Annotated in this window: 7 protein-coding genes and 1 pseudogene; 2 read left to right on the top strand and 6 right to left on the bottom strand. The window is 63.4% G+C overall.

What is annotated here, in order from left to right; translation table 11 throughout:
- Positions 1–65: 65 nt before the first annotated feature.
- Positions 66–2,264 (bottom strand): OsmC domain/YcaO domain-containing protein, encoded by a 2,199-nt coding sequence (locus ACNFCH_RS17375; protein WP_337159140.1) that lies wholly within the window; start codon positions 2,262–2,264, stop codon positions 66–68.
- 399 nt (positions 2,265–2,663) lie between these two features.
- On the opposite strand from ACNFCH_RS17375, the gene ACNFCH_RS17370 reads away from it, so the two are divergent.
- The gene (locus tag ACNFCH_RS17370) at positions 2,664–3,845 is read left to right on the top strand and encodes a GGDEF domain-containing protein (protein WP_337159139.1); all 1,182 of its coding nucleotides are present in this window, start codon (positions 2,664–2,666) and stop codon (positions 3,843–3,845) included.
- On the opposite strand, the pseudogene ACNFCH_RS17365 reads toward ACNFCH_RS17370, so the two are convergent.
- Positions 3,842–3,970: pseudogene (locus ACNFCH_RS17365) on the bottom strand (LysR family transcriptional regulator); the annotation flags it as partial. The gene ACNFCH_RS17370 and the pseudogene ACNFCH_RS17365 overlap by 4 nt on opposite strands.
- A 187-nt stretch (positions 3,971–4,157) precedes the next feature.
- Here ACNFCH_RS17365 and ACNFCH_RS17360 point away from each other — a divergent pair.
- Positions 4,158–5,876 (top strand): hypothetical protein, encoded by a 1,719-nt coding sequence (locus tag ACNFCH_RS17360; protein WP_416743194.1) that lies wholly within the window; start codon positions 4,158–4,160, stop codon positions 5,874–5,876.
- 54 nt (positions 5,877–5,930) lie between these two features.
- Here ACNFCH_RS17360 and lipA read toward each other — a convergent pair whose 3' ends face one another.
- The 4 genes from lipA to gcvP form a co-directional block, all read right to left on the bottom strand.
- Positions 5,931–6,914 carry a lipoyl synthase gene (gene lipA / locus ACNFCH_RS17355; RefSeq protein WP_416743193.1) on the bottom strand — a complete coding sequence of 328 codons (984 nt, stop codon included), beginning with the start codon at positions 6,912–6,914 and terminating at the stop codon, positions 5,931–5,933.
- A gap of 24 nt (positions 6,915–6,938) precedes the next feature.
- Positions 6,939–8,060 carry a glycine cleavage system aminomethyltransferase GcvT gene (gene gcvT, locus ACNFCH_RS17350; RefSeq protein ID WP_337159136.1) on the bottom strand — a complete coding sequence of 374 codons (1,122 nt, stop codon included), beginning with the start codon at positions 8,058–8,060 and terminating at the stop codon, positions 6,939–6,941.
- Positions 8,061–8,137: 77 nt separating this feature from the next.
- The gene (gene glyA, locus ACNFCH_RS17345; RefSeq protein ID WP_323113777.1) at positions 8,138–9,391 is read right to left on the bottom strand and encodes a serine hydroxymethyltransferase; all 1,254 of its coding nucleotides are present in this window, start codon (positions 9,389–9,391) and stop codon (positions 8,138–8,140) included.
- A 247-nt stretch (positions 9,392–9,638) separates the two neighbouring features.
- Positions 9,639–12,509 (bottom strand): aminomethyl-transferring glycine dehydrogenase, encoded by a 2,871-nt coding sequence (gene gcvP, locus ACNFCH_RS17340; RefSeq protein ID WP_337159135.1) that lies wholly within the window; start codon positions 12,507–12,509, stop codon positions 9,639–9,641.
- Between the last annotated feature and the right edge of the window lie 3 nt (positions 12,510–12,512).

Raw genomic sequence — 12,512 nt, 5'->3', positions numbered from 1 at the left:
GGCGCCGATCCAGTGGGAGCGGGTTCATCCGCGAAAAAAAGTAGCCGCCAAGACTGGCGACTGGGTCAGCGCAGGGTCACCTTGGCCCGTGCGCTGTGCAGCTTCTGGTAGCTGTCGATCAAGCGCAGATGGCGGTCGAGGCCTTCGAGCTTCATGCTCGTCGGCGTCAGGCCATGGAAACGCACGCTGCCGTCAACCGAACCCAGTACCGCATCCATGCGCGCATCGCCGAACATGCGGCGGAAGTTCGCTTCGTAGTCGGCCAGTTCCAGGTCCTCGTCCAACGCCACTTCCAGCACCACGTTCAACGCCTGGTAGAACAGCCCGCGCTCGACGGTGTTGTCGTTGAACTGCAGGAAAGTCTCCACCAGCTCCTTGGCCGCCTCGAACTGTTCCAGAGCGAGGTAGATCAGCAGCTTGAGTTCCAGAATGGTCAACTGGCCCCAGACCGTGTTGTCGTCGAACTCGACACCGATCAAGGTGGTGATGTCGGTGTAGTCATCCAGCTCGCTCTCCTCCAGTCGCTCGACCAGCGCCGCCAGGGCGTCGTCGTCCAGGCGATGCAGATTGAGGATGTCGGCGCGGAAGAACAGGGCCTTGTTGGTGTTGTCCCAGATCAGGTCATCCACCGGGTAGATCTCCGAATAGCCCGGCACCAGGATGCGGCAGGCGGTTGCACCGAGGTGCTCGTACACCGCCATGTACACCTCTTTGCCCATGTCCTCGAGAATGCCGAACAACGTGGCCGCCTCTTGGGCGTTGGAATCCTCGCCCTGGCCCGAGAAGTCCCATTCGACGAACTCGAAATCGGCCTTGGCGCTGAAGAAGCGCCAGGACACCACGCCGCTCGAATCGATGAAGTGCTCGACGAAGTTGTTCGGCTCGGTCACCGCATGGCTGGAGAAGGTCGGCTGGGGCAGATCGTTCAGGCCCTCGAAGCTGCGGCCCTGCAGCAGCTCGGTCAGGCTGCGCTCCAGCGCCACCTCGAAGCTTGGGTGCGCGCCGAAGGAGGCGAACACACCGCCGGTGCGCGGGTTCATCAACGTGACGCACATCACCGGGAACTCGCCACCGAGAGAGGCATCCTTGACCAGCACCGGGAAGCCCTGCTCTTCGAGCCCCTGGATACCGGCCAGGATGGCCGGGTACTTGGCCAACACCTGCTGCGGCACATCCGGCAGCGCCAGCTCGCCTTCGAGGATTTCACGCTTGACCGCGCGCTCGAAGATTTCCGACAGGCACTGCACCTGCGCTTCGGCCAGGGTGTTGCCGGCGCTCATGCCGTTGCTCAGGAACAGGTTCTCGACCAGGTTGGACGGGAAGTACACCACTTCGCCATCGGACTGGCGCACATACGGCAGCGAGCAGATACCACGCTCCACGTTGCCGGAGTTGGTGTCGTACAGGTGCGAGCCACGCAGCTCGCCCTCGGGGTTGTAGATCTCCAGGCAGTACGGGTCGAGAATCTCGGCCGGCAGCGCATCTTTGCGGCCCGGCTTGAACCAGCGCTCGTCCGGGTAGTGCACGAACGGGGCGTTGGCGATGTCCTCACCCCAGAACTGGTCGTTGTAGAAGAAGTTGCAGTTCAGGCGCTCGATGAATTCGCCCAGTGCCGAAGCCAGGGCGCTCTCCTTGGTCGCGCCCTTGCCGTTGGTGAAACACATCGGCGAATGGGCATCGCGAATGTGCAGCGACCACACGTTGGGCACGATGTTGCGCCACGAGGCGATCTCGATCTTCATGCCCAGGCCGGCCAGGATCTGCGACATGTTGGCGATGGTCTGCTCCAGCGGCAGGTCCTTGCCAGGGATATAGGTGCTCGCGTTCGGGTCGCTGTCCACCATCAGCAGCGCCTGGGCATCGGCGTCGAGGTTTTCCACCTCTTCGATGACGAAGTCAGGCCCGGTCTGCACGACCTTCTTCACCGTGCAGCGATCGATCGAGCGCAAGATGCCCTGGCGGTCTTTTTCGCTGATATCGGCCGGCAGTTCCACTTGGATCTTGAAGATCTGCTTATAGCGGTTTTCCGGGTCGACAATATTATTCTGCGACAGTCGAATATTATCGGTCGGAATGTTCCGCGTATTGCAGTACAACTTTACAAAGTACGCCGCACACAAGGCCGAGGACGCCAGGAAATAATCGAACGGCCCCGGTGCCGACCCATCGCCTTTATAGCGAATCGGCTGGTCGGCCACGACCGTGAAGTCATCAAACTTGGCTTCAAGCCGAAGATTGTCGAGAAAGTTGACCTTGATTTCCATGCGGGGGATACCATGACGAGCAAAACGAAATGGCCGCCATTATCCGGTTTTCCCCCTCGAAAGTCTTGTGCTTTTCGACCTTTGGCCTTGCGCCCGCCAGGCCAGGTGCAGGGCGCCTCCAATGCCTGTTTCGCCTCGTTCGGGGCCTGTATTGCTCCGCTTCTGGTTGCAGGCAGTGGCCCTGTTGAGACGAGCGACGCCGGCATTTCCCCGCCCAAGAAACAGGTTGTTTAAAAATACTGTTGCTCAACATATAACAACCCTGAAAATATTCTCGCCGCACTAAGGGCGGTCACGCTAATACCGGGACCTGCAACTTTCTGTGCATTGGCAAATTGCCACGCTGGCGCTTAACATGGAAAAACTGATGGACCTGCCGCCGAGCCCAAAGGACGTCCCGTGCTCTTGAGTATCCCCACCCTCATTCTCGTCACCGTCTTCCTGCTCGGGCTGATGGGCACGCTCACCCTGCACACCTGGGCGCGTGGCAAACGTGAACGGCCTTTGGGTTATCTGGGCGCAATGTTGCTGCTCGCCTCGGTGGGCGTCGCCCTGATCAGCCTGCGCGGGCGCGGCTACGACCTCGTCCCGTTGGTACTGGGCAATATCGTGCTGTTGCTGTCCGCCGCGCTGGGCTGGACGGCCATGCGCACCCTGGCCGGGCGCGCGCCCTACCCGCCCGGCATCGCGCTTGGCATGGTGGTGTGGTTGTTGTTCTGCCTCACGCCGGTGTTCTACGAGTCGCTGGCGCTGCGCATTACGGTGTACTCGACCCTGGCGGCAGCCTATTCGGGCCTGGGCATCATCGAGCTGTGGCGGTGCCGCAAACGCACGGACATGGCCTATCTGCCGGCCCTGACGATCATGAGCCTGCACACCGGCTTCTATATCGTGCGCATCCTCGTTGATGAAGGCCTCTCGTTGGAGACCGCTTTGTCCGGCAGCGGCGACGGCGCGCGGTTCTTTGCCGTCATGCTGTTGGAGTCGATGCTCTATGCCACCGGTATCGCCTACATCACCCTGGCGATGGTCAAGGAGCAGGCCGAGAAGAAGTACAAGACCGCCGCCAACACCGACGAGCTGACCGGCATCGGCAACCGCCGGGCGTTCATCAGCCAAGGCGAGCAGATACTGGCCGAGGCCGAGCGTACCCATACCCCCATCGCCCTGCTACTGTTCGACCTGGACCACTTCAAGCGCCTGAACGACAGCCTCGGCCACCAGGCAGGCGACCAGGCGCTGATCGCCTTCAGCCACCTGGCGACCCGCAACCTGCGCCACGGCGATGTGTTTGGCCGGATCGGCGGCGAGGAGTTCGCCTGCCTCCTGCCCGGTGCGGGGGAGCAGATCGCGACCCTCGTCGCGCAGAACATTCGCCAGCGCTTTCACAGCGCCGCACTGCCGACGCCAGGGAGCCTGAGCGTCAGCATCGGCATCGTCACCAGCGAGGCCGCCGGCTACGAACTCTCGCGCCTGCTGGCACTGGCGGACGACGCGCTGTATGCCGCCAAGGCCGCAGGCCGCAACCGTGTCCATGTGTTCGAGCAGGGTGCAGCCAGCGAGCCGGCCATCGAAGGCTAGGTGTTCAGTCCCGTGCGCTCCAGGTATGCCGCCAGGTATTCGATGAACGCCAGCACCTTCCCCGTCGCCCGCCGATGGCTGGGGTACACCGCCAGGATCTTCGGCCCGAAGGCGTCCCCCTGTACTACTTCAACGACACCGGCAGCGCCCTGGGCGATGACCAGGAGACGTGTGCTCGACGACCTGAGTGGCGATGTGAGCAAGAAGTTCTGAAGTGGCTGATCCCTACAGCGCCAGCCTCGCACGGCTGGCACTTCTTGAGAGTAATGGCATACTGCCTCTATCTACTCGGTATCAAGACGGAACGTTTGCATGAGTTTTTTCAAAGGGAAATTCGAGTCTCTGGGCAACAAGCTCTCCGAGGCCGTCTCGAGCAGCAAGGACGCCTTGATCGATACCAAGGACAAAACCGTTGACTACTCCAAACGCTTGGCTGACGGCGTAAGCGACGCTTATTCGGCCACCCGGGAAAAAGTCGGCGACCTCGCCGACTCGGCCGTCAGCAGCACCCTGGTGGTTTCCAGCAAAGAGCAGTTGTCCTGGCTGTCGGATGAAGCCAAGGAAAAGTACGGACAGATCAGTGCGTCCACCTGTGCGTTCTACTCCAGCTCCTCTGAAAAAGTCCGAGGTTATGCAAGCTTCAGCGCTGAGAAAGTGTCTTCGTACTTTTCCAGAACGATGGAAATCGACAAGGACACCGATCAGATCATTTCCGAAGTCAAGAACAAGCTCCCGGCGCGCCCTAGGGATGTCGACCATATCTTCGAACAAACCAAGCAGGAAGCCCTGCGCAGAGCCATTGCCGCCTTCTGCTTGTCCCCGGTCGTCGCCGGCCTTGATCGCAGCAACGAAGCCAAGTACGACAACCTCTCAGTCAGTTACAAAGACTTCAAGAAAGAAAACAACCTGCACGACCATGAAAACTTTGCGGCCATGAACGACAGCCGTTTAGAGGGGCGCAACACCTTCAACTGGCTCCCCAATGGTTATGACGCAAGCCCTGACAACACGCTCGATCCCTGGTCAACCGACATCGAGCACATCATTCCCAAAAAGCAGATCTACAACGATTTGCTGCTGCGGATAGCCACCGATGACGACGGCATCATCGATGCCATCAACTTCAAGCAAAACCTCATTTTCGCCGATGACTCGCTCAACGGCTCCAAGGGCGACAAGGACCTGATCGATTACATCGATCGATACGGCACGCGCGACCCCGACAACCCGGACATCATCCGGTTCGTCATTGGCGCCAACGACAAGGAGGTGACCATCAGCGAAAAGGATGCGCTCGAGAAGTATGAAAAAGCCCAAGCGCAGCTCGCCTCGATCCGGCTCCAGGCGCTCAAGGAGATCGGCCTGTCCGTTGCCGATGCCGGGGCGAGAATGGCCGCGCAGCAAGTCGTCGGGGTCATCGTCGCCGAAACCGTCGATATTTTCGTGGACGAAATCAAGGACATCACCCAGCAAGGCCTCATCACCGATAAACAAGGCGTTCTCAAAGGCCTGGATGAGCGCCGCCAGAAGCTGTCCGCCAAACTCAACGCCCGCTTCGAGGAGCGCAATGTCATGGCGCAGGCCCGTCAGGCAGGTATCGAGGGCGGTGTGGCGGGTGTGCTCAGTGCAATCCCACAGATCCTGATTTCCATGCTGGTCAAGCTGCCAGCGCTGGTTCTATCGATCATCAGGGAGTGCACTCTGTCCACCGTGCGCTGCGTTCGCGTACTCATCAGCGAGGCGGAACAGAAGTACGAGAAAATTGCCGTCGTGTTATTCGGTACGGCGTCCACAGTGATTGGCCTGTATGTCGCCAATACCTTGTCCAAGGCACTCATGCCTGTACCGCTGCTCAACCTCTTCAATCATGCGGTCGCCGATGTGCTCACCGGGGTGCTGATCACGGCCATTCCGCTAGCAGCGATCTATGTGTTCGACCAGAACAAAAGCAAGTTCCTGTTCCGTCGCATCGACACCAAGGCGCTGGCCGCCCCGGACGTCAGCCCAGCGCAAGGGCTGGCCTCGACATAGGCCGTCGCTGGACACGCGGGCGGACGCTTTCGACCGCCTGCGCATCCAGTCCTGCTACCCGACGCTTGCCACAACCGCCGCCACCTGCTGATCGGCATGGTACGAAGAGCGCACCAACGGCCCCGAGGCCACGTTGCTAAAGCCCATGGCCAAAGCCTGCTCGGCGAACCAGGCAAAGGTGTCCGGATGCACGAAGCGCTGCACCGGCAGATGGCTGCGCGAGGGCTGCAGGTATTGCCCCAGGGTCAGCATGTCGACCTGGTGCTCGCGCATGCGCTGCATCACCTGAAGCACCTCTTCGTCGGTTTCGCCCAGCCCCAGCATCAGCCCTGATTTGGTCGGCACGCCGGGGATGCGCTGTTTGAAACCTTCCAAGAGATCCAGCGACCACTCGAAGTCCGAACCCGGCCGTGCCGCCTTGTACAGGCGCGGCACGGTTTCCAGGTTGTGGTTGAACACATCCGGCGGCTCCTGCTCGGTGATCGCCAGCGCCACGTCCATGCGCCCACGGTAGTCCGGCACCAGGGTTTCCAGTTGGATACACGGCGAACGCTGGCGGATCTCGCGCAGGCAATCGACGAAGTGCTGCGCCCCGCCGTCGCGCAGATCGTCCCGGTCGACCGAGGTGATGACCACGTATTTCAAGCGCAACTCGGCGATGGCGATCGCCAGGTTGCGGGGCTCATCGACATCCAGCGGTTTGGGCCGTCCATGGCCGACGTCGCAGAACGGGCAACGGCGCGTGCAGATGTCGCCCATGATCATGAACGTCGCCGTACCGCCAGAGAAACACTCTCCAAGGTTCGGGCAGGAGGCCTCCTCACACACGCTGTGCAGCTTGTGTTTGCGCAGCAAGGCCTTGATGCGCGCCACCTCCGGCGTGGTCGGGATCTGCACGCGGATCCAGTCCGGTTTGCGCGGCACCTCCTCGGTGGGCAGGATCTTCACCGGGATCCGCGCTACCTTCTCGGCGCCGCGCAGCTTGATTCCGGGCTCCAGGGGGGCTGGGCGTGTGGCGACAGGCAGGGTTTCGTTCATGTTCATGCTCCGGCAAGAAGGCCTTCAGCCTCGGTAGTAACGTTGCGCCACGAACGGCGTGCGGGTCACGCTCATCGGCACCCGCTTGCCACGCACCTCGGCGAAGACCTCGGTGCCCAGGGCCGCGAATGCGGTCTGCACATAGCCCATCGCCAATGGGCCGCCCAGGCTCGGGCCGAAACCACCGCTGGTGACCTGGCCGATCACCTGGCCTTGGGCATCGAGCAACGGCGCGCCTTCGCGCACCGGCACCCGCTCCTGGGTCAGCAGCCCGACCCGCTTGCTCGGCACACCATCGCCCAGCTGGGCGAGGATACGTTCGGCACCGGGGAAGCCACCTGGGCGCGCGCCGTCGGCACGGCGGGCCTTGGAGATCGCCCAGCTCAGGCTCGCCTCGACCGGCGTGGTGTGCTGGGCCATGTCGTGACCGTACAGGCACAGCCCGGCCTCCAGACGCAGCGAGTCACGCGCGCCCAGGCCGATGGCTTCGACCTCGGGCTCGGCGAGCAACGAACGGGCCAGCATCAGTGCATCCTGGGTCGGCACGGAGATCTCGTAGCCGTCCTCACCGGTATAGCCCGAGCGGCTGACATAACAGTCGACACCCAACAGCCGCACGCGAGCGAACTGCATGAAGGTCATGGCTTTGACTTCAGGGGCCAGGCGCGCCAGCACCGTGGCCGCCGCCGGGCCCTGCAGGGCGAGCAAGGCGCGGCTGTCGAACAGCGACTCGACCTCGCACAGCCCTTCCAGATGCTGCTTGAGGTGCTGCAAGTCCTGGGCCTTGCACGCGGCGTTGACCACCAGGAACAGGTAGTCCCCGGCGTTGGCCACCATCAGGTCATCGAGGATGCCGCCTTGGGCGTCGGTGAACAGCGCATAGCGCTGCATGCCCACCGGCAGGTCGACGATATCGACCGGCACCAAGGTCTCCAGGGCCTTGGCGGCATTGGCGCCGTGCAGACGGATCTGCCCCATGTGCGAGACGTCGAACAGGCCGGCCTGTTCACGGGTGTGCTGGTGCTCCTTGAGCACCCCCAGTGGGTACTGCACTGGCATGTCGTAGCCGGCGAACGGCACCATGCGGGCGCCCAATTGCAGATGCAGGGCATGCAGCGGCGTTTTTTGTAGTAGTTCGTTGGACACGGATGACTCCTGGCATTCGATGAAGTTGTCGATCAAGCCGCCGCGCGCACCAGGCACGCGGCGGCGAGCACGGTGGGTCAGGCCGAATAGACCGGGAACCGCGCGCACAGCTCGCCGACCTGGCGGGCCACCTGGGCCTCGACCTCGGCATCGCCCAGGTGCTCGAGGATGTCGCAGATCCACGACGCCAGGGCGCGGCATTCCGGCGCCTGGAAACCACGGGTGGTGACGGCCGGTGTGCCCAGGCGCAGCCCCGAGGTCACGAACGGCGATTGCGGGTCGTTGGGCACCGCGTTCTTGTTGACAGTGATATGCGCACGGCCCAAGGCGGCATCGGCGTCCTTGCCGGTGATGCCCTGGCGGATCAGGCTGACCAGGAACAGGTGGTTGTCGGTGCCGCCTGAGACCACATCGAAGCCGCGCTGCATGAAGATCTCGGCCATGGCCTGGGCGTTGGCGACCACCTGCTGCTGGTAGGCCTTGAACTCCGGCGCCAGCGCTTCCTTGAAGCACACCGCCTTGGCCGCGATCACATGCATCAACGGGCCGCCCTGCCCACCCGGGAACACTGCCGCATTGAGCTTTTTCTCAAGCTCCGGGTCGGCCTTGGCCAGGATCAGACCACCACGCGGACCGCGCAGCGTCTTGTGGGTGGTGGTGGTGACCACATCGGCGTAGGGCAGCGGATTGGGGTACACACCCGCAGCCACCAGGCCCGCGACGTGGGCCATGTCGACGAACAGGTAGGCACCGACTTTGTCGGCGATGGCGCGAAAACGGGCAAAATCCAGGGTCTTGGAGTAGGCCGAGAAGCCGGCGACGATCATCTTCGGCTTATGCTCGAGCGCCAGGCGCTCGACCTCGTCGTAGTCGATCAGGCCATTGGCGTCGATGCCGTACTGCACCGCGTTGTACAGCTTGCCCGAAGACGACACCTTGGCCCCGTGGGTCAGGTGCCCGCCGTGGGCCAGGCTCATGCCCAGCAAGGTGTCGCCGGGCTGCAACAGGGCCAGGTACACCGCAGCGTTGGCTTGGGAGCCGGAGTGCGGCTGGACGTTGGCGTAGCCTGCGCCGAACAGCGCCTTGGCCCGGTCGATGGCCAGCTGCTCGACCACGTCCACGTGCTCGCAACCGCCGTAGTAGCGCTTGCCCGGATAGCCTTCGGCGTATTTGTTGGTCAGCTCGGTGCCTTGGGCCTGCATCACCTGCGGGCTGGTGTAGTTCTCCGAGGCGATCAGCTCGATGTGGTCTTCCTGGCGTTTGGCCTCGCGAGCGATGGCCTCGAACAGCGCAGGGTCGAAATCGGACAGCGTCAGGCTTTTATGAAACATGTGCGTGAATCCTTCTTGTTCGGTTGAACACAAAAACCCCGACTCAGGCCGATGGGCATATGGCACCGGCGATGCCGGTGTTCGCGGGTGAACCCGCTCCCACAGTGCCCGCGTCAGCCGAAGTCACAGATAATCAATTGATTGGCTCGACTCGTGTGGGAGCGGGTTTACCCGCGAAGGCGGCCAAAAGGCCAACCTCGCATTCGCAGGTGCATCCGCTCACACCGGGCGCGCGCAGCCCTGACGATCAGGCGTCCTGGTAGATCGACATCGGTGGACAGGCGCAGGCCAGGTTGCGGTCGCCATAGACGTTGTCCACGCGCCCCACCGGCGGCCAGTACTTGTTGTCGCGCAGCGAATCCTGCGGGTACACCGCCAGCTCCCGGCTATAGCCGTGGGCCCACTCGCCGACCAGCTCCGCCGCCGTGTGCGGGGCGTTCTTGAGCGGGTTGTCGTGCTTGTCCAAGGTGCCGTTCTCGACCGCGCGGATCTCTTCGCGGATGCAGATCATCGCCTCGCAGAAGCGGTCCAGCTCGTCCTTGGACTCGCTCTCGGTCGGCTCGACCATCAAGGTCCCGGCCACCGGGAAGGACATGGTCGGGGCATGGAAGCCGAAGTCGATCAGGCGCTTGGCCACGTCCTCGACGCTGATGCCGCTGCTGTCCTTGAGCGGGCGCAGGTCGAGGATGCATTCGTGGGCCACCAGGCCGTTCTCGCCGGTATAGAGCACCGGGTAGTGCTCCTCCAGGCGTCGGGCGATGTAGTTGGCGCTGAGGATCGCCACCTGCGAGGCGCGCTTGAGCCCTTCCCCGCCCATCATGCGGATGTACATCCAGGTGATCGGCAGGATGCTGGCGCTGCCATAAGGCGCGGCGCTGACTGCGCCGTCCTTGCGCGCCATGTGCCCATGGCCCGGCAGGAACGGCGCCAGGTGCGCCTTGACGCCGATCGGGCCGACACCTGGGCCGCCACCGCCATGGGGGATGCAGAAGGTCTTGTGCAGGTTCAGGTGCGAGACGTCGCCGCCGAACTTGCCCGGCGCGCACAGCCCGACCATGGCGTTCATGTTGGCGCCGTCCAGGTACACCTGGCCACCGTGCTCATGGATGATGTCGCAGATGCGGGTGATGCCATCCTCGAACACGCCATGGGTCGAGGGATAGGTGATCATCAGCGCAGCCAGGCGGTCCTTGTGCTGCTCAGCCTTGCTCTGCAGGTCGGCCACATCGACGTTGCCACGCGCGTCACAGTTGACCACCACCACGCGCATGCCAGCCATCTGCGCCGTGGCCGGGTTGGTGCCATGGGCCGAGGACGGGATCAGGCACACATCGCGCCCGGATTCGCCACGGCTGGCATGGTAGGCGCGGATCGCCAACAAGCCTGCGTACTCGCCCTGGGAGCCAGCGTTGGGCTGCAACGACATGGCGTCATAACCGGTCGCAGCGCACAGCATGGCCTCCAGCTCGTCGGTCAGTTGCCGGTAGCCCTGGGCCTGTTCGGCCGGGGCGAACGGATGCAGGGCGCCGAACTCCGGCCAGGTGATCGGCATCATCTCGCTGGCGGCGTTGAGCTTCATGGTGCACGAGCCCAGCGCGATCATGCTGCGGTCCAGGGCCAAGTCCTTGTCGGCCAGGCGACGCAGGTAACGCATCAGCTCGGTTTCGCAGTGGTAGCGGTTGAACACCTCGTGCTGCAGGAACGCACTCTCGCGCAGCAAGGGCATCGGCAGGCAATCCACGCCACTGGCCGCCAGCGCGGCGAAGTCAGGCAAGGCCTGGCCCGGCGCCGCGAACACCTGCCACAGGGCCTCGACGCTCTGCTGCTCGCAGGTTTCATCCAGCGACAGCCCTACGCGCGTCGAATCGATCGGACGCAGGTTCAGGCGCTGGGTGTTGGCGGCGGCCAAGACGTCGGCCACCGGGCGCGCGGTCACCACACTGACGGTGTCGAAGAAGTGCGACTGCTCCACCGTATGCCCGAGCTGGCGTAGGCCCTGCACCAGGATCGAGGTCAGGCGGTGCACTCGCCGGGCGATCTGTGTCAGGCCTTCCGGGCCGTGGTAGACCGCATACATGCTGGCGATGTTGGCCAACAGGACCTGCGCGGTGCAGATGTTGCTGGTGGCCTTCTCGCGGCGGATGTGTTGCTCACGGGTCTGCATGGCCAGGCGCAGGGCCGGCTTGCCGAAGCGGTCGATGGACAGCCCCACCAGGCGGCCCGGCATGTCGCGCTTGAAGGCATCGCGGGTGGCGAAGAATGCCGCGTGCGGCCCACCGAAGCCCAGGGGCACGCCGAAGCGTTGGGCACTGCCGAACACCACGTCGGCACCGAATTCACCCGGCGGGGTGAGCAGGGTCAGCGCCAGCAGGTCGGCCGCCACCGCCACCAAGGCGCCCGCGTCATGGGCGCGTTCCACCAAGGCACGGTGATCGCCGATGGCGCCGGTGCTGGCCGGGTATTGCAGCAGCAGGCCGAAGTAACGCTCCAGGCTTTGCCCTTGCAGGTGTGCTTCATCACCCACCACCACTTCGATGCCCAATGGCTCGGCGCGGGTACGCACCACATCGAGGGTCTGCGGGTGGCAGGCATTGGAGACGAAGAACGCCGGGGCCTTGTTCTTGGCCAGACGCTTGCAGAAGGTCATGGCCTCGGCAGCGGCGGTGGCCTCATCGAGCAGGGAGGCGTTGGCGATCTCCATGCCGGTCAGATCGACGATCAGGGTCTGGAAGTTCAGCAGCGCTTCCAGGCGGCCTTGGGAGATTTCCGGCTGGTACGGTGTGTAGGCGGTGTACCAGGCCGGATTCTCCAGCAGGTTGCGCAGGATGGGCGCCGGGGTATGGCACGGGTAATAGCCCTGGCCGATGTGGTTGCGAAACAGCTGGTTCTTCGCGGCGATGGCCTTGATCGCAGCCAAGGCCTCGCTTTCGCCCTGCCCCCGGGTCAGCTCGAGCACACTGGTGCCCTTGATGCTGTTGGGGATGACGCTGTCGATCAGGGCCTCGAGCGAGCCATGGCCGGTCAGCGCCAGCATGGCCTCGATGTCGGCCTCGCTTGGGCCGATGTGACGGGCAATGAAGCTGTTGTCCGTGCCCAGGGCAATCGGTGCTGTACTCATGGC

It is taken from the genome of Pseudomonas sp. NY15354, assembly GCF_048068075.1.
Classification (GTDB): domain Bacteria; phylum Pseudomonadota; class Gammaproteobacteria; order Pseudomonadales; family Pseudomonadaceae; genus Aquipseudomonas; species Aquipseudomonas guariconensis_C.
The sequence above is the reverse complement of the archived record's forward strand: the minus strand, read 5'-3'. Positions and strand labels throughout refer to the sequence as shown.